This window comes from Gallibacterium anatis DSM 16844 = F 149, assembly GCF_000379785.1.
In the GTDB taxonomy this organism is placed as follows: Bacteria; Pseudomonadota; Gammaproteobacteria; order Enterobacterales; family Pasteurellaceae; genus Gallibacterium; species Gallibacterium anatis.
This window is the reverse complement of sequence record NZ_KB903699.1, coordinates 1-24,655: the sequence shown is the minus strand read 5'-3', so window position 1 is coordinate 24,655 and position 24,655 is coordinate 1. Positions and strand designations below refer to the sequence as shown.

26 protein-coding genes are annotated in these 24,655 nt (G+C 40.3%); 15 read left to right on the top strand and 11 right to left on the bottom strand.

Going from position 1 to position 24,655, the window contains the following annotated elements; genetic code table 11:
• Positions 1-130: 130 nt before the first annotated feature.
• A complete protein-coding gene (gene grcA / locus A3EO_RS0106620) occupies positions 131-514 on the bottom strand; it encodes an autonomous glycyl radical cofactor GrcA (protein WP_013746841.1) in 384 nt (127 codons plus the stop codon).
• A gap of 306 nt (positions 515-820) precedes the next feature.
• Between grcA and ung the strand changes: the two genes are divergently transcribed.
• The 5 genes from ung (at position 821) to pfkA (ending at position 4,826) form a co-directional block, all read left to right on the top strand.
• On the top strand, positions 821-1,489 hold the full coding sequence (gene ung / locus A3EO_RS0106615; protein ID WP_026211035.1) for a uracil-DNA glycosylase: 669 nt from the start codon (positions 821-823) through the stop codon (positions 1,487-1,489).
• A 14-nt stretch (positions 1,490-1,503) separates the two neighbouring features.
• Entirely contained in the window at positions 1,504-2,283 is a 780-nt protein-coding gene (gene yaaA, locus A3EO_RS0106610; protein WP_018346503.1) for a peroxide stress protein YaaA, read from the top strand.
• Positions 2,276-2,842, top strand: coding sequence for a hypothetical protein (locus A3EO_RS0106605; RefSeq protein ID WP_018346502.1), 567 nt, complete (start codon positions 2,276-2,278; stop codon positions 2,840-2,842). Before yaaA ends, A3EO_RS0106605 begins: the two co-directional genes overlap by 8 nt.
• Positions 2,832-3,731 carry a cation diffusion facilitator family transporter gene (locus A3EO_RS0106600; RefSeq protein ID WP_018346501.1) on the top strand — a complete coding sequence of 300 codons (900 nt, stop codon included), beginning with the start codon at positions 2,832-2,834 and terminating at the stop codon, positions 3,729-3,731. The genes A3EO_RS0106605 and A3EO_RS0106600 overlap by 11 nt, the downstream gene beginning before the upstream one ends.
• 129 nt (positions 3,732-3,860) lie before the next feature.
• A complete protein-coding gene (pfkA, locus tag A3EO_RS0106595; protein WP_013746846.1) occupies positions 3,861-4,826 on the top strand; it encodes a 6-phosphofructokinase in 966 nt (321 codons plus the stop codon).
• 66 nt (positions 4,827-4,892) lie between these two features.
• On the opposite strand, the gene A3EO_RS0106590 is transcribed toward pfkA, so the two are convergent.
• The 5 genes from A3EO_RS0106590 to gpt form a co-directional block, all read right to left on the bottom strand.
• Positions 4,893-6,263, bottom strand: coding sequence for a sensor histidine kinase (locus tag A3EO_RS0106590; protein ID WP_018346500.1), 1,371 nt, complete (start codon positions 6,261-6,263; stop codon positions 4,893-4,895).
• Positions 6,245-6,937 carry a response regulator transcription factor gene (locus tag A3EO_RS0106585; protein WP_457911897.1) on the bottom strand — a complete coding sequence of 231 codons (693 nt, stop codon included), beginning with the start codon at positions 6,935-6,937 and terminating at the stop codon, positions 6,245-6,247. The genes A3EO_RS0106590 and A3EO_RS0106585 overlap by 19 nt, the downstream gene beginning before the upstream one ends.
• 50 nt (positions 6,938-6,987) lie before the next feature.
• A complete protein-coding gene (locus A3EO_RS0106580; RefSeq protein WP_018346498.1) occupies positions 6,988-8,532 on the bottom strand; it encodes a phosphoethanolamine transferase in 1,545 nt (514 codons plus the stop codon).
• A gap of 250 nt (positions 8,533-8,782) precedes the next feature.
• Positions 8,783-9,367 carry a D-sedoheptulose 7-phosphate isomerase gene (gene lpcA / locus A3EO_RS0106575; protein ID WP_013746850.1) on the bottom strand — a complete coding sequence of 195 codons (585 nt, stop codon included), beginning with the start codon at positions 9,365-9,367 and terminating at the stop codon, positions 8,783-8,785.
• Between the two features lie 26 nt (positions 9,368-9,393).
• Positions 9,394-9,852, bottom strand: coding sequence for a xanthine phosphoribosyltransferase (gene gpt, locus A3EO_RS0106570; protein ID WP_013746851.1), 459 nt, complete (start codon positions 9,850-9,852; stop codon positions 9,394-9,396).
• A 129-nt stretch (positions 9,853-9,981) separates the two neighbouring features.
• Here gpt and A3EO_RS0106565 point away from each other — a divergent pair, with 129 nt between their 5' ends.
• From A3EO_RS0106565 to A3EO_RS0106525, 9 genes are all read left to right on the top strand, one after another.
• A complete protein-coding gene (locus A3EO_RS0106565; RefSeq protein ID WP_018346497.1) occupies positions 9,982-11,436 on the top strand; it encodes an aminoacyl-histidine dipeptidase in 1,455 nt (484 codons plus the stop codon).
• Between the two features lie 9 nt (positions 11,437-11,445).
• Positions 11,446-12,219: a bifunctional demethylmenaquinone methyltransferase/2-methoxy-6-polyprenyl-1,4-benzoquinol methylase UbiE gene (ubiE, locus tag A3EO_RS13610; protein ID WP_018346496.1), complete on the top strand. Its 774-nt coding sequence runs from the start codon at positions 11,446-11,448 to the stop codon at positions 12,217-12,219.
• 10 nt (positions 12,220-12,229) lie between these two features.
• On the top strand, positions 12,230-12,859 hold the full coding sequence (locus A3EO_RS0106555) for a ubiquinone biosynthesis accessory factor UbiJ (protein ID WP_018346495.1): 630 nt from the start codon (positions 12,230-12,232) through the stop codon (positions 12,857-12,859).
• The gene (gene ubiB / locus A3EO_RS0106550; protein ID WP_018346494.1) at positions 12,856-14,496 is read left to right on the top strand and encodes a ubiquinone biosynthesis regulatory protein kinase UbiB; all 1,641 of its coding nucleotides are present in this window, start codon (positions 12,856-12,858) and stop codon (positions 14,494-14,496) included. Before A3EO_RS0106555 ends, ubiB begins: the two co-directional genes overlap by 4 nt.
• A 70-nt stretch (positions 14,497-14,566) precedes the next feature.
• The gene (gene tatA / locus A3EO_RS0106545; RefSeq protein ID WP_013746856.1) at positions 14,567-14,803 is read left to right on the top strand and encodes a Sec-independent protein translocase subunit TatA; all 237 of its coding nucleotides are present in this window, start codon (positions 14,567-14,569) and stop codon (positions 14,801-14,803) included.
• A 2-nt stretch (positions 14,804-14,805) separates the two neighbouring features.
• Positions 14,806-15,366 carry a Sec-independent protein translocase protein TatB gene (gene tatB, locus A3EO_RS0106540; RefSeq protein ID WP_018346493.1) on the top strand — a complete coding sequence of 187 codons (561 nt, stop codon included), beginning with the start codon at positions 14,806-14,808 and terminating at the stop codon, positions 15,364-15,366.
• 27 nt (positions 15,367-15,393) lie between these two features.
• On the top strand, positions 15,394-16,149 hold the full coding sequence (tatC, locus tag A3EO_RS0106535; protein WP_018346492.1) for a twin-arginine translocase subunit TatC: 756 nt from the start codon (positions 15,394-15,396) through the stop codon (positions 16,147-16,149).
• A gap of 122 nt (positions 16,150-16,271) precedes the next feature.
• Positions 16,272-17,285, top strand: coding sequence for a porphobilinogen synthase (hemB, locus tag A3EO_RS0106530; protein ID WP_018346491.1), 1,014 nt, complete (start codon positions 16,272-16,274; stop codon positions 17,283-17,285).
• Between the two features lie 70 nt (positions 17,286-17,355).
• Positions 17,356-17,895, top strand: a complete 540-nt coding sequence (locus A3EO_RS0106525; protein ID WP_018346490.1) for a uracil-DNA glycosylase — start codon at positions 17,356-17,358, stop codon at positions 17,893-17,895.
• On the opposite strand, the gene aphA is transcribed toward A3EO_RS0106525, so the two are convergent.
• The 4 genes from aphA to A3EO_RS0106505 all read right to left on the bottom strand — a co-directional run bounded on the left by aphA (position 17,892) and on the right by A3EO_RS0106505 (position 23,009).
• The gene (aphA, locus tag A3EO_RS0106520) at positions 17,892-18,599 is read right to left on the bottom strand and encodes an acid phosphatase AphA (protein ID WP_018346489.1); all 708 of its coding nucleotides are present in this window, start codon (positions 18,597-18,599) and stop codon (positions 17,892-17,894) included. The two genes, A3EO_RS0106525 and aphA, sit on opposite strands and share 4 nt — an antisense overlap.
• 13 nt (positions 18,600-18,612) lie before the next feature.
• Entirely contained in the window at positions 18,613-19,671 is a 1,059-nt protein-coding gene (gene fbpC, locus A3EO_RS0106515) for a ferric ABC transporter ATP-binding protein (RefSeq protein WP_018346488.1), read from the bottom strand.
• A gap of 14 nt (positions 19,672-19,685) precedes the next feature.
• Positions 19,686-21,740 (bottom strand): ABC transporter permease, encoded by a 2,055-nt coding sequence (locus tag A3EO_RS0106510; protein ID WP_018346487.1) that lies wholly within the window; start codon positions 21,738-21,740, stop codon positions 19,686-19,688.
• A 234-nt stretch (positions 21,741-21,974) separates the two neighbouring features.
• The gene (locus A3EO_RS0106505) at positions 21,975-23,009 is read right to left on the bottom strand and encodes an ABC transporter substrate-binding protein (protein ID WP_013746864.1); all 1,035 of its coding nucleotides are present in this window, start codon (positions 23,007-23,009) and stop codon (positions 21,975-21,977) included.
• A 265-nt stretch (positions 23,010-23,274) separates the two neighbouring features.
• Here A3EO_RS0106505 and A3EO_RS0106500 point away from each other — a divergent pair, with 265 nt between their 5' ends.
• On the top strand, positions 23,275-24,336 hold the full coding sequence (locus A3EO_RS0106500; protein ID WP_018346486.1) for an NADH:flavin oxidoreductase/NADH oxidase: 1,062 nt from the start codon (positions 23,275-23,277) through the stop codon (positions 24,334-24,336).
• Between the two features lie 134 nt (positions 24,337-24,470).
• Here the strand turns inward: A3EO_RS0106500 and A3EO_RS12740 are convergent.
• Positions 24,471-24,655 (bottom strand): transposase (locus tag A3EO_RS12740; RefSeq protein ID WP_409359782.1); only part of this gene is annotated, 185 nt, incomplete at its 5' end.

Sequence of the window (24,655 nt, the reverse complement as noted above, 5' to 3'; positions counted from 1 at the left end):
GTATTTTTGAGCATAGGCATTTCCTTTTTTCGATATGCCTATTAGATCAAACCTCTAGAGGTATGTCTAGAGGTTTGTCAACAGTCTGCGGCGATAGATATCGCCGCTAAATTTTTAAAGAGGAAAAAAATTATAAACTTTCAGTGAAAGTACGAGTAATTACATCGCGTTGTTGTTCCGGAGTTAATGAGTTAAAGCGTACAGCATAACCGGAAACACGAATAGTTAATTGTGGATATTTTTCTGGATGTTTTACTGCATCTTCCAAAGTTTCACGACGTAATACGTTCACGTTTAAATGTTGACCGCCTTCCACTTTTACAGTTGGCGCAACATCAACCGGCAATTCACGATATTCAATTTTACCTAAATCATTGATTGCAACGATTTGGTCTTCAGCGTAATCGCCTTTTGCACATAGACAACGTGCTTCACCTTTCTCATTATCCAATAACCAGAAAGAGTTAATTAAATTGTCATTTGCAGCTTGTGTAATTTGAATACCTTTAATCATAATAGCCTCCAAAAGCCTAGGTTTAAAATTAATGAACTGAGCGAATTTTATCAAAATATTTTATATTTTCAAATTAATTTGCAATAAATCATTTTATTGATTAATAAAAAGTTTTTGCTGTATTTTAAATTTGATTTTAATCAATAATTGCTCGGTTTTAAGTTTGTGCTGGATATTTATTTTTACCTTTTAATAATGAAATTGTAACAATTCGTGATGTATTTTTTATTGGCGATTTTGCGATAAGATTTTTATAATTGCCTTTTAAAATGCAAAGCGAGATAAGAAATCAAAAAGGATAATATGATGAGAACGTGGAGAGATATGATAGGCAGTGAAAAAGCACAACCCTATTTCCAGCATATTTTGCAACAGGTTCAGCAGCAAAGAGATTCAGGGAAAATCATTTATCCGCCAAAAGCAGATGTGTTTAATGCCTTTCGTTACACTGAATTTGATCAGGTCAAAGTGGTGATTTTAGGGCAAGATCCTTATCACGGACCGAATCAAGCGCACGGCTTGGCATTTTCAGTGCGTCCGAATGTACAAATACCCCCCTCATTGCAGAATATTTATAAAGAGTTGTCGCAAGATATTGCCGGATTTCAAATTCCAAACCACGGCTATTTGGTGAACTGGGCGCAACAGGGCGTGCTGTTATTAAATACAGTGCTGACTGTAGAGCAAGGAAAGGCACATTCACACGCCAATTTCGGTTGGGAAACATTCACCGATCACGTGATTGCTACGTTAAACCAGCATACACAAGGATTGGTTTTTTTATTATGGGGAAGCCACGCGCAGAAAAAAGGACAATTCATTGATCGACAAAAGCATTGTGTTTTGACGGCACCACATCCTTCGCCGCTTTCTGCCCATCGCGGCTTTTTTGGTTGTCACCATTTTTCAAGCACCAATCAGTATTTAATACAACAGGGTAAAACGCCGATTAATTGGTCATTGCCCAACTTATAATAAAAAGGAAAAATATGTTAGCCATTATTTCACCTGCAAAAACATTGGATTTTTCAACACCGAGTCCGATCCCAAGTTATACACAACCGGATTTAACGCAATATAGCCAGCAATTAATTGAAATTTGCCGCCGATTAACGCCGGCAGAAATCGCTTCATTGATGAAAATTAGCGATAAACTGGCAGGATTAAACGCCGCCCGTTTTGCCGAATGGGTGCCGCAACATCACGCAGAGAACAGCAAAGCCGCAATTTATGCTTTCAAAGGCGATGTTTATACCGGTTTGGCGGCGGAAACATTATCCGCAGAGGATATCCAGTTTGCACAATCACATTTAAGAATGTTGTCCGGATTGTATGGATTATTAAAGCCATTGGATTTAATGCAACCCTATCGTTTAGAAATGGGAACCAAGTTAAAAAATGAGAACGGAAAAGATCTGTATCATTTTTGGGGTAACGTGATTACCGATCAGTTACGGCAAGCATTGGATCAGCAAGGTGATAACATATTAATAAATCTAGCATCCGATGAGTATTTTAAAGCGGTCAATACAGAGCGGCTACAGGCGACAATTATTAAGCCTATTTTTATGGATCGTAAAGACGGAACTTATAAAGTGATTAGTTTTTATGCTAAAAAAGCCAGAGGATTAATGAGTCGTTATCTGTTACAACAACGATTAACCGACATTGAGCAGTTAAAAACATTTGGTTTAGGCGGATATTGGTTTGATGAAAATTTATCTACAACAACGGAATTAATCTTTAAACGGGAGTTAAACGATGATTAAACGGAGCTATTGGTTGGCGCTATTGCTATTGTCTGGCTGTGTCAGTCAACCAATGATGCAACAGAAAGTGACTGTGCCGAATAAAATTGAGTTTGAGCAACAGCAATATCAATTAAGCAAAACGGATGATCTTGGTTCAGTGGTGAAATATACCTATGAATTAATAAATAAAGATCAACAGAAACATTTGGAAATTTTTCAAGATTTACAACAGAATTTTGTAAAAACGGATGCGAAATATCAGCAACGGATTCAACTACGCGAAAGAATGTTCCGTAACACCGGTGTCGATATTTATAACAACAAACCGGAACAAGGAAAACTATACAGCTATGTGGTTTATCCGCCGGCAGAACAGTTTATTGACTATCAAGTCGATGTTGCAAAAGGTGAAAATTTAGCCAAATGTGGTTTTGTTCAGTTTCAATATACACAACAGTTTGCCCCGATTAAGAGCAGTCAAACGGCTATTTTGAAAAAATTGCAGCAACAGGTGGCCGAACCAATGATGCAAAAATTAACCAATTTTGCATTCCCTTGGAGTTGTGATGAAAGATAGGTATTCGATTTATGTAAAAAGAGCAGCGTGTTTAGCGATTTTTACAGCCTTTTTTTTGGTATCGATTAAAGCGATTGCTTGGTGGAAAACCGGTTCAGTCAGTATTTTAGCGGCAATTACGGATTCACTTTTGGATCTGCTAGCTTCTTTTACGAATATGTTGATTCTTCGTTTTGCATTAATGCCGGCGGATGATAATCACTCATTCGGTCACGGTAAAGCAGAATCTCTGGCGTCATTGGCGCAGGGGATGTTTATTTGTGGCTCGGTCGTCTTTCTGTTTTTGCAAGGCATTCAACGTCTTCATTCGCCCGAAATTACCGATCATAATATTTGGGGGATCGCAGTCACTATTGTTTCAGTGATAATGACTGCCATTCTGGTGAGCTTTCAAAAATATACGATAAAACGTACGGATAGTCCGGCGATTAAGGCGGACAGTTTGCACTATCAGACTGATTTATTTATGAATTTAGGTATTTTGATTGCGTTGGTGATCAGTTATTACGGTTTTGTGATGGCAGATGCAATTTGTGCCTTAATTATTGCCGTTTATATTTTAATCAATGCCTTAAAAATGGTATCGGAATCAGTGCAAATGTTATTGGATGTGGCTTTGCCGGAAGAGGAGATTGCCGAGATCAAAAAAATTGCGCAACGACATCCGAAAGTATTGGGCGTTCACGATATAAAAACACGCCGTGCCGGAGCGGTGCGTTTTATTCAGTTGCATTTAGAGTTAGAAGATCATCTGCCGTTGATGGTGGCGCACGATATTACTGAAGAGTTGGAACAGGAGTTGCAACAGGCTTTTCCAAATTCCGACATAATGATTCATCAAGAGCCGACCACAGTGGTTAAACAAGAAATGGCTCAAACGACAACATAATCACGAATTAGATCAAAAATTACCGCACTAATCGAAAATTTTGCTAGAGCGAGCTTAGTGAATAGTGTAATCTTAGCGCGGTTTTTGATTTATTTTTTTCGATAAAATATTTCCTGATGAGGACAACATATGATTAAGAAAATTGCCGTATTAACAAGTGGTGGTGATGCACCGGGAATGAATGCCGCGATCCGTGGTGTAGTTCGTGCAACTCTATACGAAGGGTTGGAAGTTTATGGAGTTTATGACGGATACCAAGGATTATATTTTAATAAAATCAAAAAATTGGAACGTTTCAGTGTTTCTGATGTGATTAATCGTGGCGGTACATTCTTAGGTTCAGCACGTTTCCCGGAATTCAAAGATCCTTCAGTACGTGCAAAATGTGTTGAAAATTTACGTTTTCACGGTATTGATGCCCTTGTTGTTATTGGCGGTGACGGTTCCTATATGGGGGCAAAATTATTAACTGAAGAACACGATTTCCCTTGTATCGGCTTGCCTGGCACAATTGATAATGATGTTGCCGGTACCGATTATACTATCGGTTATCAAACAGCATTAGAAACAGCAGTGGATGCGATTGACCGTTTACGTGATACTTCAAGTTCCCACCAACGCATTTCTATCGTGGAAATTATGGGACGTCATTGCGGCGATTTAACTTTAGCAGCAGCGATTGCCGGCGGTTGTGAATTTATCGTGATTCCGGAACGCCCTTTTGAACGTGAAGCATTAATTCGTAAAGTAGAATATGGTATTGAAAAGGGTAAACGCCACGCCATTATTGCGATTACTGAACATATGTGTGACGTTAACGAGTTAGCGAAAGAGATTGAAGAACGTGTTCATCACGAAACTCGTGCGACAGTATTGGGACATATTCAACGCGGCGGTGCGCCTTGTGCCTTTGACCGTATTTTGGCTTCCAGAATGGGAGTTTATGCGGTCGAATTATTATTGCAAGGTGAAAAAGGTCGTTGTGTCGGTATCCAAAATGAACAGCTCGTTCACCACGATATTATTGATGCTATTCAAAATATGAAACGTAGCTTTAAAGAAGATTGGTTCAATACCTCAAGAAAACTTTATTAAGTTACCGGCATTTAAGAAAAACGCATATTGGCAACAATATGCGTTTTTTGTTTTGTGCTATGCCGCCTAACTATTTAAAAGTTTTTGATGGATCGGCAAGATAATTTCTACACGCAGACCGTGTGTATATTGTTGTGCTGCTTTAAGTTTAATCGTGCCACCATAATATTGTACTAAAGTTGAGACAATGGCTAACCCTAATCCGGTGCCTTGCTGTTGTGTTCCTAAAATGCGGTAAAATGGTTTTAAAACCTTTTCACGTTCCTCTTCGGCAATGCCATTGCCATTATCTTCAACAATAAGTTTCACTTTATCATCTTGTAGTTGTTCAACCGACAAATCGACTAAACTTTCTTGCGGTGCGTAAACAATCGCATTTTCGAGCAGAATTTTAATGATAGTAAAGAGATCGGTTTCACCGATACAAATTTCAACGTCCTGTTCACTGATGACGCCAATATCAATTTGCTTCTGTTCCGCTAACGGCAGCAAAGTTTCAATCACCTGTTTAAAGGTCGTTTTTACTGAAATCGGCTTAATATCCGGTTGTTGGGCTTGATGTGCTTGGCTGCGAGCAAAAGAGAGCAGTTGATCCAATAAGTGGCGATTGCGTTGGATCGCCTGAATAAGTTGTTCAATTTGCTGTTTTGTTTCTGCCGGAACGGCGTGTGTGGCTAAACGTTCCGCCTGCAATGAGAGCACCGTCATCGGCGAACGCAATTCGTGAGCGGCATTGGCAATAAATTGCTGTTGTTCTTTTACCGACTTATCTACTTGTTTCAATAAATGGTTAATGGCTGTAATAAAGCTATGTACTTCATAAGGTGTTTTTGCCAAAGGAATAATACTGAGATCATTTTTTTGCCGTTGCTGAATCGCCACTGAAAGTTTACGCAGTGGAATAAAGGTAAAATTAATCACCAGAATTGATAGTAGAATGACAATCGGCATAAAAATTAAGAACGGCAAAATGGTCTGCCAAGTGGCATCAATCGCTTTTTTTGTTCTGAATTCCGTTTCTTGCATTACTGCAATTTTTTGCATCCTGTTTTGTGTTCTTAGTTGCCGTACGAAAACACGAAACTCTTTCTTGTGAATTTTGACGGTATGAAAACCCTCTCGCATTTGATAGAGGAATGGAATGAAATATTTATCATTAGGCGGCGTAAAGATGGTTTGCACATAAATTTGGTTGTCATCATCGTTCAATGGCAACGGCATCTGTTCAGAAAAACCGGTACGGAGTGAGGTAAAACGCGCTGTTTGAATCAGCAAATCATCCTGCAACTGATAAGCGGCATAAAACGCATTATAAGCAGTAGAAACTGCCGTAACGGTGGCGGTGAAAAAAGTAACGATGACCAACGTTAAGGTTAATTTTGCTTGGATGGAATAACGCCAGCGTAATAATCTTTTAGTTATTTTGGAATAGTCCAACCGACACCTCGAATATTTTTAATCGCTTCTTTTCCCAATTTTTTACGCAGTGCGTGAATCAAAAAATCAATAGCATTACTTTCAACTTCTTCGCCCCAACCATAAATTTTATCTTCAAGATCGCTACGCGAATAGATAACGCCCGGATGTTGTAATAATGTTTGTAAAATAGCAAATTCTTTATTTGTGAGCTGTTGAGTTTTTTGAGTGGTCAGGTTTTGCACTTGATAAGTTTTTAAATTCAATAAAAGATTGCCGTAGCGAATCTCTGCAGTATGATGACCGCTCTGTTTACGCAGAGCAACGCGAATGCGTGCCAAAAGCTCCGCCATATCAAACGGTTTAATGATGTAATCATCGGCACCGCCGTCCAAGCCTTGTAAGCGACTTGGTAGATCATCTCGTGCAGTCAGAATAATAATCGGAAAACTGAATTGTTGTTGGCGCAACTGGGCTAAAACTTCCAAGCCATCTTTCTTTGGTAGCCCTAAATCCAACAGCACCAAATCATAAGGTTGCGATTTAACGGCAGTTAACGCTAATTCCCCATTTTCCACCCAATCAACCGCATAACTTGCATCTTTCAAGTTAGCGGATAACACATTTGCGATCATCGGATCGTCTTCAACCAGTAGAACTCTCATATCAAAAGTGTATCCAGAAATAAACGTCAAAATTCTACCATAAAACAACAATGTAATTTTTTAGCTTGATCAATGACTTTTTATTTATTGCGAATATCGATTGCGGGATCGAGCTTGGTCTTCGGCAGACGCTGTTTTAGTCCGTAATCATCGCTATCATTTTTACAGTCAAACAGATTAAATTGTGTTGAAACTTGCTGATTTTTAATCTCCATCCAGTTGGCAATCGCTTCTGTGAAATTCAAGCCGGATTTAAAGCTGCTGCATTGCTGATGTTGTTGGCTGTCGGAGGCAGTCATAAATAACGGTACGTCGTGATGTAACGGACTGCCAGCATTGTTGAAAAATAGTACTTCGTTATCAATAGTTTTATGTGCCAATCCGTGATCAGCAAAGTAGATCATCGAAAAGGATTGTTGCTGTTGCTGATATTGTTGCTGCAATGCCTGATAGAGTTGTTGTAATACCTGATCGGTTTTTCTAATAGATGAAACATAACAGCTAAGGTATTGATATTTCTTATTTGTTACCGGAGCAATATTTTGGTAATCCTTAATACGATCACAGGCTTTAGGGTGTGAACCATAAAGATGAACTACAATGAATTTCGCTTTATCACTAGGTTGCTGCAGGATTTGTTTAAATGGTTCAATTAATTGAAGATCGCTGGAATCATTACTAATAGAGTCATTTTTAGCGATGAAAAAATGTTCATCATTTAAATCGGCAATAGCAGTGATCGGGGTATCAAATTGACCGAAAAAGCCTTGATTTGAAAGCCAATAAGTTTTTACGCCGGCAGATTTAATCAAATCAATTAAATTTAATGAATAATCGGGTGCCCAACGTTGTTTGTCCGGTTTAGTCAGCATCAGGCGTAAAGAGGCAATAGTGTTGCTTCCGGCAGATTCTAAACCTTCAACGACAATACCGTTAGTGCTTTCCATAAATGGCGTATTTTCAATAGAATAGCCATAAGCGTGCATATAATCACGACGCACACTTTCACCGATAACCAACACATAATTTTTATATTTGCCGTTAAATTGAGAAGCTCCCCAACGACTCTCCAGTTGAAATTGGTTTAAACGAACCAGTTCGTCTTTAACTTGAGTCGCAGCAGCGAAAAATCGATGAAAAAAGGAAAACGGGGATTGATTAACTAAGGCGAAAAAGAGAATGAAACAGAGCAACGTTTTATTTTTATAGAATTTTAGTTGAAAACGTTGGCTTAAATAGCGGAATAAAAGCAATAACGGCACGATAGCGATTGCCATTAGATAGTATTGCAACGGAATTTGTTGTAAAAATTCACTGCCTTCGGCGAGGTTAGTTGCCAAAACAGAGGCTAAATATTGATAATTCGGTTCACCGAACATCATTCCTACCGGCGCATATAAGGTGTAAGCAACGGCAATAGGAATAATCACAGCATAAAAGGCTTTACGAGAAGCGTTAAAAATAAGAATAAGCGCGGAAAGCAACAACACATCCTGAATTTCAATCTGTTTACCGCTACCATTGAGCATAAACAGTGATGAAAAATAGAGAGAAGCTAAGGCAATAATGGCTGCAAAAAATTGTTTTGGTTGGAGTTTTGCGAATGCATTAGTCAGTTTTTTCATCGTGTATTTCCTAAATGGTTAAACTCTCATCGTTTATGATGGTAGGATGTAGCGAATTTAAGAGGCGTAACCTCTTCTAAATCAGGGCAATTCATAGAGCAATGCTTTATGTGTTGTTCTGTGAATTGAAACATCAGAAATGCCTTAATTAATCTGAATAATTAAAAATATAGCGTTATTGAAAAGAAAAGAAATGTGCATTAGTGTTATTGAACTAATGCACATCAGTTTGAATCACAAAATCAGGTGATTAATTTTGTTTCGCCATTTCAAATTCAATCAACATCATCAAAATATGGATAACTTTGATGTGAATTTCTTGAATACGATCGGCATAACCAAAATGCGGAACACGAATCTCAACATCCGCCAAGCCTGCCATTTTCCCACCATCTTTGCCGGTTAACGCAATGACTTTCATTCCTTTTGCTTTTGCCGCTTCGATTGCATTCAAGACATTTTTCGAGTTGCCGGAAGTTGACAGCCCGAACAACACATCACCTTTTTGACCGACAGCCTCAACATAACGTGAAAAGACATAATCGTAACCGAAATCGTTACTTACGCAGCTTAAATGGCTGACATCCGAGATGGCAATTGCTGGATAGCCCGGACGATTTTCACGATAACGACCGGTCAACTCTTCGGCAAAATGCATCGCATCGCAATGCGAACCGCCATTACCGCAACTTAAAACTTTTCCGCCCTGTTTAAAACTGTCGGCAATAATGAGTGCCGCCTGTTGGATTAGCTCAATATTTTTATCATCGGATAAAAATTTGTCTAAAACATCCGCCGCCTGTGTCAGTTCGGCTTTGATTTGTGTTAAATACATCAGCAACTCCAAGAAATTTAATTAAATTATTTACGAGAAAGAGGTGGGACAAAAGTAATACCCATATCCCAAGGTTGTTCAATCCAAGTATTTTGTGGAATATCAACAACATAATCATCAACTAAAGGTGCACCGGCAGGTTTTGCAAATACGGTTACGAATTTTGCTTTCGGATACATCTCACGAATCGCACGAGCAGTGTTACCTGTATCAACCAAATCATCGACGACGATAAAGCCTTCACCGTCCCCTTCTGCACGATGTAACACTTTTAATTCATTCTGTTGATCGTGGTCATAACTTGCGATACAAACGGTTTCAACCAAACGAATGCCTAACTCGCGTGCGATAACGGCAGCCGGAAACAGACCGCCACGGCTGACCGCAATAATGCCTTTCCATTGTGAAGCCGGAAGGAGGCGTTCAGACAATTTGCGGGCGTGCATTTGAAACATATCCCAAGTAACAACATATTTTTCGCTCATAATAAATGTACCTTTGTGTTTGAAGTTATAAAAAATTGCGTAAGGATAACGCGAAATTGCTTTCTATGCTATCATTTAACGCAATTTCTTTTTGTTTTCTGCAAAAGTAACTATTTCAAAGGAAAAATTATGTCTTCAATTACAGAATTATCGCCAAATTTAGTATGGCAATGGTTTGCTAAAATTTGTTCAATTCCGCATCCTTCTCATCACGAACAGGCGCTTGCCGATTTCATTATTCAGTGGGCAAAACAGAAACAGTTATGGGTTGGACAGGATGCAGCCGGGAATATTTTGATTCGCAAAGCGGCAACCGCAGGAATGGAAGATCATCAGCCGGTGGCGTTGCAGGCGCATTTAGATATGGTGCCACAGGCAAATAAAAATACGGCACATAATTTTTTAACTGATCCGATTGTGCCTTATGTCGATGGTGAATGGGTAAAAGCGACAGGTACGACTTTAGGGGCGGATAATGGTATCGGTATGGCGTCCTGTTTAGCAGTGTTGGATAGCAATGATATTGCGCATCCGCCATTGGAGGTTTTATTGACTGCCAGTGAAGAAACCGGAATGGTCGGAGCTTTGGGATTACAGCCGAATTGGTTACAAAGTGAGGTGATGATTAATACCGATACTGAAGATGAAGGTGAAATTTATATCGGTTGTGCCGGTGGCGAAGATGTTGATATTCGTTTCCCGGTGCAGTGGCAAGCGTTACGCAAAGATGAAGTGGCAGTGCATATTGCCTTAACCGGCTTAAAAGGTGGGCATTCTGGGGCGGAGATTCATTTAAATCGTGGCAATGCAATTAAACTTTTAGCAAAAACGCTCGAAAAAGCATTGGCTAAAGTGAGCTTCCGTTTGGCGGACATTTCCGGCGGTTCGGTGCGTAATGCAATCCCACGCGAGGCGTTTGCTACCGTTTTGCTCTCCAGTGCATCGGTAGAGAAGTTTAAGCAGGTGTGGCAATTATTATCGCAACAACTGATTGAAGCGTTGTCTCACGCAGAAAAACAGATCAATTTTGCGCTTGAAGAGGCAACAGCGGAACAGGGATTAAGCGAGCGTCAGAGCCAAATTTTATTAGATTTAATTAATGCCTTACCGAATGGCGTTATTCGTTTTAGTGATGTGTTGCCGGATGTGGTGGAAACATCTATCAGCTTAGGAGTATTGGAAACCAAAGCGGAGCAGATTAAATTAACGTTATTGGCACGTTCATTGAATGATCACGGACAAGATGATGTGGTCAGTTTGGTGCGTTCCGTTTGTCGTTTAGCCGATGCTGAAGTGGTCTTTTCCGGACGTTATCCCGGTTGGGAGCCACAGGCAGATGCCAATATTGTTAAACGCACGAAAACGTTATATGACCGTATTTTAGGCAAAGAGAGTGTAATCAAAGTGATTCACGCCGGATTGGAGTGCGGGTTAATCAATAAAGTTTATCCAAATATGGAAATGGTTTCGATTGGACCAACCATTTTAGGGGCACATTCTCCGGATGAACGTTGTCATATCCCTGCAGTGGCGGTTTATTGGCAATTATTAACTGAATTATTAGCAACAATGCCGAAAAAATAGGATGAGATAATGGAACAGGAACAACAACCGAACGTAAATAATGAAGAGTTAACTCATTTCGGGTTTAAAACGGTCGCAAAATCAGAAAAACAAAAACTGGTTGCCAATGTTTTTCATTCTGTAGCGGATAAGTATGATTTGATGAATGATCTGCTCTCTTTCGGTATTCATCGGGTCTGGAAGCGCTTTACCATTGATTGCAGCGGCGTGCGTAAAGGGCAAAAAGTGTTGGATCTCGCCGGTGGTACCGGTGATTTTTCGGCAAAATTCTCCAGAATGGTGGGAGAAAGCGGACAAGTTATTTTAGCCGATATTAATGATTCTATGTTGCAGGTTGGGCGCGATAAATTGCGTAATTTAGGCGTAGTCGGCAATGTGGAATATGTGCAAGCAAATGCGGAAATGTTGCCGTTTGCGGATAATACCTTTGATTGCATCGTGATCAGTTTCGGTTTGAGAAATGTAACGGATAAAGATAAAGCATTGCGTTCAATGTATCGCGTGTTGAAACCGGGCGGTCGTCTTTTGGTGTTGGAATTTTCTAAGCCGATTATTGAACCGTTGAGCAAAGTTTATAATTTTTATTCATTTAATATTTTGCCGAAAGTGGGCGAAGTGGTGGTGAATGATGCTGACAGTTATCGCTATTTGGCGGAGTCAATCAGAATGCACCCGGAACAATCCGTGTTGGAACAAATGATGATTGATGCCGGCTTTGAGCAGACGCAATATTTCAATTTAACCGCCGGTATTGTGGCATTGCATCGTGGTTATAAATTTTAAGGAGCGATAAATGCTTTCTTCAATTAAACAGCAATTAATGTTGCCGCAGTTAGTAAATGGCTTGCTGGAACAAGCGGTAAATTATCTTATCCAACGCAGTGAAGATATTAACCCACGATTACGTAAGTTGGCAGGCAAAGTGTTGTTGTTGCATCTTAAACAAGGCGGACATTGTTATTTGCTGTTTTCGCCACAACGTGTCGATCTGTTGGCACAATATGATGGCGAAGTTGATTGCGAAGTGTCGGCAGATGCTTCGTTATTATTGCAACGACCGAAAAAAAGTGAGTTGTCAGCGTTAATTAATCAAAAGCAGGTTGTGTTTCAGGGTGATTTGCAAGTTTTACAGGATACAGCGGCGCTATTTGAGCAGTTGGAAAAAGATCCGGAAGAACTGTTAGCTCCGTATGTTGGCGATGCCGTTGCTTATTCTTTAACCCATACGATGCGACAGATAAAAAATCGTATGGCTGAACATTTTGCAACCAGTGAGCACCATTGGGGAGAACGTCTGACCGAAGAGTGGCAGCTGATAGCCCCCTCTTTGGCGTTGGTACATTTTTATGATCAGGTTGCCGAGTTGCAACAGGATTTGCAGCGTGTAGAAGATAAAATCAACCAACTTGCAGGAAAACTATGAAAATAAAGCACTATTTTCGTTTTTATCATATTATCCGAGTATTATTGCAATACGGCTTGGATCAAGCATTGCCTAAAATTCCATTAACTCGTCCGCTTCGTTATGGGCGTAAACTCTGCTTTTGGTGGCAAAATCGTTATCCGGATAAATCTCTTGGTTGGCGTTTGCGGATGGCTTTTCAAGAGTTGGGGCCGGTATGGATCAAATTAGGACAAATGCTTTCGACGCGACGAGATCTTTTCCCTGAAGAGCTCGCTAATGAGCTGGCACTGTTGCAAGATCAAGTAGAGCCGTTTGATGGAAAATTGGCAAGAACGGAAATTGAAAAAGCGTTGGGCGATAAGATTGAGCGTTGGTTTGAGGCTTTTGATGAGCAGGCGCTGGCATCGGCATCAATCGCACAAGTTCACACTGCAAGATTTAATGCAACCCAACCGCAGGCAGGGAAAGAGGTGGTGTTTAAAGTGATTCGTCCGGATATTGCGCCGGTTATCGCTTTGGATGTGGCTTTAATGTACAAGATTGCGAAATGGATTCCACGTTTAACCAGAGAGGGCTATCGGTTGCGTCCGGTGGAAGTGATTCGTGAATATGAGAAAACATTGTTGGCGGAATTGGATTTACGACAGGAAATGTCAAATGCGATTCAGTTAAGAGAAAACTTTTTAGACAGCCCAATGTTGTATGTGCCGGAAATGTATAGCGATTTTTGTCATAAGAATGTGATTGTAATGGAACGTATTTACGGCATTCCAATTTCAGATATTCCGGCATTGGAAGCAAACGGTACAGATATGAAACTGTTGGCGGAACGTGGGGTACAGGTCTTTTTTACGCAAGTGTTTCGTGACAGTTTTTTCCACGCCGATATGCATCCCGGCAATATTTTTGTCAGCTATCATCACCCGGAATCACCGCAATATATCGGTATTGATTGCGGCATTGTCGGCACGCTGAACAGCGAAGATAAACGCTATTTAGCGGAAAACTTTTTGGCTTTCTTTAATCGCGATTATCGTCGCGTTGCGCAGTTGCATATTGATTCCGGCTGGGTGCCGGAAGATACCAATGTAGAAGAGTTCGAACAGGCGTTCAGAATTGTTTGTGAACCGATTTTTTCTAAACCGTTGGCAGAAATTTCATTTGGAAACGTGTTGTTAAATCTATTTAATACTGCACGTCGTTTTCAAATGCAGGTGCAGCCGCAGTTGGTCTTACTCCAGAAAACATTGCTTTATATTGAAGGATTGGGTAGACAGTTATATCCGCAGTTGGATTTATGGCAAACGGCTAAACCGTTTTTGCAGGATTGGCTGAATGAGCAGATTAGCGTCAAGAAAATGTATCGTGATTTTCAATCACATTTGCCTTTTTTGCGTGAGCATTTTGCCTCTTTTCCACAGACATTGCATCAGGCATTGTTGGAACAGAAACAAATTCGTCGGCAATTAACTTTGATTCAGCAGCAGTTAAAGCAGCAACAACGAAAAAATACCCAACGTGTGTATGGTTTTATGAGTGCGAGTTTGCTATTCTTTGCCAGTCTGTTCGGCTTTCAATTTTTACCGCTGAATATTGCTGTCGGGTTGTTGTTATTAGGTGTAGTGCTATTATTGATAACCGCTTTCAAACGATAAAGCAGCATTGTTGCAGCGTAAAAGCAGCAGTATAATTTAATCAACATTTTACTTTTACTAGAGGTACATTATGGGTGGAATCAGTATTTGGCAATTATTAATTATTGTCTTAATCGTTGTATTACTTTTCGGAACAAAAAAATTAAAAACATTAGGTTCGGATCTTGGTGAATCTGTTAAAGGCTTTAAAAAAGCAATGAGTGAAGACGGAGAAAAAGATGCTGAATTTAAGAAATCCATCGAATCTCAATCTTCAAACCCGAATGCACAAACCGAAGCGAAAAATAAAGATAAAGAGCAGGCATAACGGTGTTTGATATCGGTTTTTCTGAACTTGTTCTGATTTTTGTCATCGGTTTAGTGGTGTTGGGACCGCAGCGTCTGCCGGTGGCAATTCGTACCGTTGTGAGTTGGATACGCACTTTGCGCAATCTTGCTAACAATGTGCAAAGCGAGTTGGCACAGGAGCTTAAATTGCAAGAGTTGCAAGAGAGCATCAAAAAGGCGGAACATCTCAATTTATCGGCACTTTCTCCTGAATTAAGCAAAACGGTTGAAGAGCTGAAAGCCTCTGCACAAAAAATGCAACAGCAGTTGGATCAACAGACTCAAGCAGCGAACAATGCTGTGAGCGAGTTGAAATCTTCATTGGAACAGCAGACCAAAGTGGAAGCGCAGAGCGAAGAGCAGCCCATCACCGCCGATAAAGCTGAGGAACAGCAAGTGCTGTCAGCCGATGAGCAGGCGGAATTGGCTGAAGCGGATGAAGAAAAATTAATTCTTGAACAGCATCAGGATGAGTTGGCAAGTTATGATCCGTTAGCAGATGTGCCGGCGGAGAAAATAACCGAACCGGCGAAAAAATCTTAAATTATCGCTATTTAGCAAAGGAAAGTTATGTCTAGCGTAGATGAATCTCAACCGCTGATTACCCATCTTGTTGAGTTACGCAATCGCATTTTGAAGAGTTTTATCTGTGTGTTGGTTGTGTTTCTTGCATTGGTTTATTTTGCGAATGATATTTACCATATTATTTCAGCGCCGTTAATTAACGAATTGCCGCAAAATTCAACGATGATTGCAACTAATATTGTTGCGCCTTTTTTTACGCCGATTAAATTAACTGCTATTACGGCAATATTTTTGTCCGTGCCTTATATTTTGTATCAAGTGTGGGCATTTATTGCGCCGGCATTGTACAAACACGAAAAGCGGTTAATTTATCCGTTGTTGGTGTCCAGTACATTACTGTTCTATGTTGGGGTGGCGTTTGCGTATTATGTGGTTTTCCCGCTGGTGTTTGCTTTTTTAACGAAAACTGCGCCTGAAAGCGTGGCGATTGCTACCGATATCAGCAGTTATCTTGATTTCGTGTTGACATTGTTTTTGGCGTTCGGCATCTGTTTTGAGGTGCCGGTTGCTATTATTCTGCTCTGTTGGAGTAGCGTGGTCAGCATTGAAGATCTCAAACAGAAACGACCTTATATTTTGGTAGGGGCATTCGTTATCGGAATGTTACTGACACCGCCGGATATTTTTTCACAAACATTACTTGCCGTCCCAATGTACCTATTGTTTGAAATAGGTGTATTATTTGCTCGTTTTTATCGTCCGAAAGATCAGGACGAAACAGAAAAAGAAAACATAGCGTAATGATATTTATAACGAAACCGCCATTCACGGCGGTTTCCCACATTTATCGATTTAACTAGTGAATGGTGCGAAATTCAGAAATTCATTTAGTGATGAGATAGTCAAAAAATAAGGATGATATTATGACTCAACAAATTTTTTCACAATTTCCAGAACGTCGTATGCGCCGTATGCGCAAACAGGATTTCAGTCGTCGTTTAATGGCGGAAAATAAATTAAGCGTAGATGATTTGATTTATCCGGTATTTGTGATTGAAGGGGAAAATCAGCGCGAAGCAGTGCCTTCAATGCCGGGTGTGGAACGTCTAACGATTGATCAATTATTGATTGAAGCCGGTGAACTGGTGAAATATGGTGTGCCGATGATTGCCTTATTTCCGGTGGTGCCGCAAGAGAAAAAATCATTAATGGCGGAAGAGGCTTATAATCCGCACGGTTTAGTACAACGTACAGTTCGGGCATTAAAACAGGCTTATCCGGAATTGGGCGTAATGACCGATGTGGCGCTTGATCCTTTCACTACTCACGGTCAGGATGGCATTATTGATGAAAGCGGTTATGTTTTGAATGATATTACTACTGAGGTGTTGGTTAAACAGGCACTTTCCCACGCTGAAGCCGGTGCTGATGTCGTGGCGCCAAGTGATATGATGGATGGACGTATCGGCGCAATTCGTCAACAGTTTGAACAGCAAGGTTTTATTAATACTTTGATTATGGCGTATTCTGCTAAATATGCTTCCTGTTTCTATGGACCGTTCCGTGATGCAATCGGCTCATCAAGCAATATTAAAGGAGGCAATAAATTTACTTACCAGCTTGACCCGGCAAACAGCGATGAAGCATTGCAAGAGGTCGGTTTGGATATTCAAGAAGGTGCCGATATGGTGATGGTAAAACCGGGAATGCCTTATCTCGATGTTGTATGGCGTGTTAAACAGCACTTCGGGGTACCAACTTTCGCTTATCAGGTTTCCGGTGAATATGCGATGCAGATGGCTGCCATTCAAAATGGCTGGTTGAAAGAGAAAGAGAGCATTTTGGAAGGCTTACTCTGCTTTAAACGTGCCGGTGCGGACGGTATTTTGACCTATTTTGCAAAACAAGTGGCAATTTGGTTAGCGGAAGAAAAATAGGATTAATCCTCTTTCATTCTCGATTTCCGGGTTCCGTTTATGGAATCCGGATCTTCTCTGAAAAAGATTTATGACGACAATTCAACAACAGTTTGAACTGCTACAACAACAATTTCCTCAATATCAATTAGTGCCTGCTTGGGGTAATCCTCACGCTGAAATTATGTTTATCGGCGATGCGCCCGGAAAAGATGAGCTGATTAAAGGGCCTTTTGCCGGAACGAGCGGCAAATTTTTTGATCAATTATTAGCTTCAATCGGGTTGCGCCGAGAGAATATTTATCTGACCAATGTGGTGAAATTTAGGCCGGAAAAGCGTGATCCTAATAAGAAAGAAATTATGGCATTTAACGGTTTATTACGTGCGGAAATTGCAAAGATTAAGCCGAAAATTATTGTGCCGTGCGGGCGTATTGCGTTATCGGTATTTTTGCCGGAGTTTAAAATCAGCGAAATTCACGGGCAAGTTTATACTTTGATGCAGGAGCAACACTGTTTTCAATTATTGCCGATGTATCATCCGGCAGCGGCAATGCATAATGGAAAAATGCGCCCAATGCTGAAACAGGATTTTCTCACATTGGGCGATGTTTGGAATGATTTGGATTAGTAGCTTGAGTTAATCAAAACTTCTTCACCGTAGCCGCCTAAAGTCGGCATTGGCAAGTAAGTGGAGTTCGGGGCACGCATAATACGGATACCACGAATACCGGCTTCTTTCGCTGCTAGAATATCATCATCACTGTCACCGTAGTGAATGCTGATTTTATGCTCTAAAATAGCCGGTGTTTTGTTATATTTGGTATTACGTGGGCGATCCCCCATAAAATCAACCGGATGCATATTTTTAACCCCTAAGGCTTTTTGTAGAATTGGGGTTACGCCATCTGTTTTACCGGCAGTTCTTCCGGTAATGAAGTAAACGCTGTCGCCACGTTCCTCGTGCATTTTAATTAATGCTTTGGCAGCTTCTTTCGGAATAGAATATTTATCGCAGCCGGCATTGACTTCATTCCAGAAATCTTGATTTTTCAAATACTCAAAACCGTTTGGTGAATATTTTTGTTGTCCGTAATAGAAACAAGGGCTGGAAAATAATACGGTATCATCAATATCAAAACTGACATTGATTGCCGGTTTACCTTCTAAACTTTTTTTGATCTGCTCAATTGAAACCCAATGAATCGGTGCTTGTTGCAACATTTCACGCGCATTTGTTCCCTCTTGAGTATAAGGTTCGGTTTTAGCAGCGAAAACATTTGTTGCGACACCGGCAATAATGGCTACAAGAGCTAATTTTTTCAAATTATACATAATGACATCCTTCTTAATTATTTGATTTATTTAGTAAAAATATTCCTGATGGGGCAAGTTCGATATAGGCTTCTTGGCAATTTGCCTCGAAGTGTTCGGGTGCTAAATTTACTAATAATTCATTATTGCCCCATAGCACCACAATTTCCCAATGATTTCCCATATAAACTGCTGATTTAATTTGACAACGTGTTTCCGGTGAACCTTGGGTAAGTAGATGGATAGCCTCTGGACGAATACCGACTAAACATTCGCCATTACTGACATTGAACTCCTGAGCTTGGTTCAATGTTAATTGATAGCCATTAATCTTTAATTGATTATTTTCTAAATAGCCGTCAACGATACTGGCTTCACCCATAAATTTAGCTAAGAACAGAGAATTTGGTCGTTGATAAAGCACTTTTGCCGGTGCTTTCTGCATAATTTTCCCTTTGTTCATTACAATCACTTCATCGGAAACGGCAAAGGCTTCACTCTGATCGTGCGTCACATAGAGCGAAGTGATATTAAATTTTTGCTGTAATTCGCGGATTTTTTCACGCATACTGCGGCGTAAATTGGCATCAAGATTACTTAACGGCTCATCAAAAAGTAAAACTTTCGGTTTTAATACCAAAGCACGCGCCAAGGCGACACGTTGTTGTTGTCCGCCGGAAATTTGATCGACATAACGATCGCCGAAACCGGCAAGATCGACCAACTCCAATGCCTCTTCAACACGCTGTTTACGCTCTTCAGCATTAACGCCTAACATTTTCAAGCCGTAACCCACATTATCGGCAATCGACATATGTGGAAATAGCGCATAAGATTGGAACACAATACAAATATCGCGACTTTGAATAGAAGATTTGGTCACATCTTCACCATCAATAAAGATTTGTCCGCTGGTCGGGCGTTCCAAACCGGAAACCAAGCGTAGAATGGTAGTTTTGCCGCAACCCGAAGGCCCGAGCAGTGTGGTCATTGTGCCACGTTTAATGGTTAAACTGAGATCATCGATCACAACAGATTTACCAAAGCGTTTTGTCACATTTTTTAAGACAAGAAAGTTATTATCGTTATTCATAAAACAACCTCAATTTAATTCATTTGTTTTGCTTTTGAACGGGAAATTCGAGTATCACCGACCACCCAGTCAAAGAATAAAATAATTGCCATCATTACGACAATCAATAAGGAACCATAAGCGATTGCAATACCGTATTCACCGTCTTCCACACGGTTTAGGATATAAGCGGTGGCCACACGCGTATCCGCAGTAACCAAGAACACAATCGCACTGACTGTGGTCATCGCACGAACGAAACTGGTAATTAATGCAGAAAGCAATGCCGGTTTCAGCAATGGTAAAGTGACATAGATTAATGTTTTCCACGAATTTCCTTTTAAAGAAAGTGAGGCTTCATCCAATGACTTATCCAACTGTCCTAAACCGGCAATGGCAGCGCGCATCCCGATTGGTAAGTCACGCATTACCATTGAGATAATAATGATGACGCCGGTGCCGGTGATATAAAGCGGCGCATCATTAAAGGCTAAAATATAAGATACCCCGGCAACGGTTCCCGGCACCGCAAAACAGAGCATTGTTAAAAATTCCAATGTTTTTTTACCGGTAAACTCTTTACGTACCACAATGTAGGCAATTAATAAGCCGAACAGTGCAGTAAGTGGAGCGGCAATACCGGCGTAAATAATGGTGTTGATCAGAGATGGCCACGCACCGTCACTAAATCCTTGACCGAATAGTGAAGCATAATTTTCAAGGGTTAAAGTGTAATCCACACCCCAGTTGACGGTGAAACTACCGTAAAAGATGCTGCCGTACAGAGTGGCATTAAAAATGATCCAGACTGCCAATAAGGCAATAATCGCATTTTTTAAGCCGGTTGGTAAATCTTGCACATCGCCACGATAAGACTTACCGGAAACCGTAACGTAAGAACGATTGCCGATCCAAATATATTGCACAATAAAAATACCGAGTGAGAACAATAGCAAAATTGTGCCTAATGTGCTGGCGGAGGCGTAATCAAGTTGTGAACCGGCAATATAGAAATAAATTTGCGTTGCGATAACATCGAAACTACCGCCCAATACCAACGGGTTACTGAAATCTGCCAAAGATTGGATAAAGACCAACAAAAAGGCATTGGCAAGCGCCGGTTTTAATAATGGGAAAATCACTTGAAAGAAAGTTTGATAACGATTGGCTCTTAATGTGTAAGAGGCTTCTTCAATCGATGGATGTACGGATTTTAATGAACCTTCCAAAATCATAAAAGCAAGCGGGGTAAACGCTAAGATTTGTGCAATAGCGATACCATTGAAGCCATAAAGCCAGTTTGTGTTGGTAAAACCGAAATGTTGCACTAAAAATTCAGTTAAATAACCGGAACGTCCCAACATCAATGTTACCCCTAAACCGACAACAAACGGTGGTGTAACGATAGGCAGAATGGAGAAAATTTTGCCGATAAAAGCGGTACGTTTGGCGATTCTGGTGGTATAAAGCGCAAAAGCCAAGCCAAAAACGGTAGAAAGAAAACCGACAAAGGCAGATAGCCATACCGAATTGAGGATGACACGCAAAATATAAGATTGAGTGATAATTTGGATAAATTGGCTTGGATTAAATTCATTGCCATCATAAAACATTGAAATGAAGATGGCTAAGGTCGGATAAACAATAAAAAAGAAAATTAATAAGATAATGGCGAGCAGCGAAGCAATAATAAATTTATCGCCTTGCATAATCTTGAGTTTAGCCAACGCATTGGTGGCGATCGCAGTGAGCGCAATAATTTGTAAGATAACGGCATAACCTAAACTCAAGTGATAGCTGTCGGCAGAAATAAAAGTAAATAAGGCGATGGCGCAAACTGCAACTAATTCAATTTTAGCTTCCTTTTCTTGAGAAAACCCAAGACGAGGGAAAAGCCAAAAAATGGCTAAAGAGAAAAACCAAAACCAACTTAGGTTAAACGAGTGCCAGCCCATTGCGGCTAAAAACTCATCAGCGGTGGATTCCAGCAAGCCATAATCCAAAGCAAATGAAGGCAGAATCGCAAATGCAAGAAAGCTAAGCAAAATCCAGCTCGTAGTCGTATTTATTGAAAATTTTGTTGAGTCCATCAAAAATTCCTTAGTGGTTGAAACCTTATCATTTACGGCGGTAGGATGCATTTAATTTAGGAGAGGCTTAAGCTCTCATCAGGGCGATTCATAGAGCAATGCTTTATGGTCTCTCTGCGAATTGAAACATACAACCCCACAAAATAAAAATATACTCCCAAAAGATAGGAGAATAAATTATAAAAAGCAAATAGCTATGAGAAACAATTTTCCCATAGCTATTTTATCGTTTTATTATTTGCTTAATTTGACGTCATTGACCCATTTATTGATTAAACGTTTTCTTTCATCACTTGAACCGAATTTTTCAAAATCATAATTGATTAATTTAAGTTTTGTCGGATCAAATGCATTAGGAGATTGTTCCGCAGTAGTATTGGTTAAAGTTTGTAGCGCTTGACCTTTTTTCCACGCGAGTTCTTGACCTTCTTTAGATAACGCCCAATCAACGAATAGTTTGGCATTATCTAGGTTTCTTGCGCCTTTTAAGATACTTACGCCACCGAGTTCATAACCTGTACCTTCACAAGGAACGACTAAGGCAAGCGGTGCGCCTTTCTCTTTTTCCAATGCATAATCGTGTAAGAAGCCGATACCGATAGTGGCTTCACCACGTGCGGCATTACGTGATGGTGTAATACCGGATTTGGTGTATTGTGAAATATTTTTGTCTAAGGATTTGAAGTATTCAAATGCTTTCGGTTCGCCCCATAATTGGACAAATGTAGCAATGGCGGTATAAGCGGTACCGGAGCTTTGTGGGTCAGCAATTTGAATTTCGCCTTTTAAGCGCGGATCTAACAAATCGCTCCAACATTTTGGTGTTTCTTTAATACCTAATTTTGCTAAACGTTCAGTGTTGACACCGAAGCCCAAAATACCCATATAAATGGCAGAAGAGAGATTACCTTTGATTTTGCCCGGATCACGGAATTTCTCAACGATTTGCGGCAAATTCGGGGATTGATAAGCTTCCAATAAGCCTAGTTCACCGGCTTGAGATTGCGGATCGAATGTACCGCCGTACCAAACATCGGCTTGAGGATTGTTTTTTTCCGCTTCAACTTTAGCGAAAGTGCTGCCGGAACCGTTACGAATAAATGAAGTTTTTACATCATATTTTTTAGAGAATGCTTGAGTTTCAGTTTCACATAATTCATTGGTGGCACTGCAGTAAACGACTAAACGACCGGATGCTTGAGCTGTAGAGGCTAATAAAACGGCACTCACCGCTAATGCAGAAAGTTTTAATGAGGTTGATAAACGCATAGTTATAATCCTTCTATAATGAAAAATTTGTTCGCTATTATATGAAAATTTTTTCGCCGGAAATGTGAGCGAATTCACAAAAGCGAACTTATTTGATGAAAAATATGAGCGAAAAAGTAAATATAAGAGATTGATACTGTGCTGTTTGATAGGTATAAACAGTCAAAAGAATAGAGAGGAAAAATAAAAAGAGGGTAGTTTTAAATGGTATAGTAACGTCCGTTATTACTTCGGTTAAAAATTAGCAAAATATAAGGAGAATAAAATGGCAAAATTTCGTTATTTTACCCAGCCTTTTTCGCTAAAAGGATTGTCACTACGCAATAGAATTGTGATGCCACCGATGTGTCAGTATAGTGCGGAGAATGGTGTGCCGAATGATTGGCACCTTGTTCATTATACTTCTCGTGCTGTAGGGGGAGTCGGGTTAATTATCATTGAAATGACAAATGTTGCACCGAATGGTCGTATTACACCGCACTGTTTGGGTTTATGGAATGATGAGCAACGTGATGCTTTTAAACGCATTGTGGATGCCGTGCACGCTCAAGGTGCAAAAATTGGTATTCAGATTGGTCACGCCGGACGTAAAGCGCAAGATTGTGATGATGTCGTTGCGCCTTCGGCAATTAACTATGGCGAATTGGATTATCCGGGACAAAACTTAAAGACCCCTAGAGAATTGAGTAAAGCGGAAATTCAAGATATTGTACAGGCGTTCCAAAATGCTGTACGCAGAGCGGTGGAAGCCGGATTTGATTTGATTGAGCTTCACGGTGCACACGGTTATTTAATTCATCAATTCTATTCGCCAAAATCTAATCAGCGTCAGGATGAATATGGCAAGGATCGGATGTTATTCGGTGAACAGGTAATCAAAGCAGCAAAAGCAGTAATGCCTGAAGATATGCCGTTAGCTATTCGTATTTCTGCACAGGAATATTCAGCAAATGGTTTTGATAGTGATTATGGCGTAGAAGTGGCTAAACGATTCGCGGCTGCCGGTGTAGATATGATTCACGTAAGTGGCGGTGGAAATGGTGCGTTGGCACCGGGCAAACATCCGGAATTTGCTGCCGGATATCAAGTCTATTTGGCTCGTAAGGTAAAACAGGCAACCGGATTGCCGGTTATTGCAGTGGGAATGTTGGAAGATCCGGCATTGGCGGATTTTGTGATTGGCAATGGAGATGCGGATTTGGTAGCGATCGGTCGAGGATTATTACGTGATCCTTATTGGGTATTGAATGCACAGTATCAACAGAATGCAAGCGACAGTATGCCGATAAATGATATTCCTCGTCAGTATCAACGCGGTTTTGCTTAATTTAATAAAAGGCAATAAAAGATAAAAAGGCTGTATGAAACAGCCTCAGACTGCTGACAAACCCATCTTTCCAAAATCATTTGATAAAAGTGGGTTTGTTTTTTTACTTTGTCGCTTTTCTCTTGCTTTTCCTTTCAGATAACGGTGCCAGCGGTCATTTTCGCTGATTGTTTTACCCATGCCTCAAACAAGTAAAATTGACGCCATAAATAAGACAAAATAGCCCATACCACTAGGGCAATTTTCTTGATATTTTGTGCCATTGCCGCAAGGAAGCATTGCATTTGCACTTTGGATAATCCTCTATAACGAGCATAGC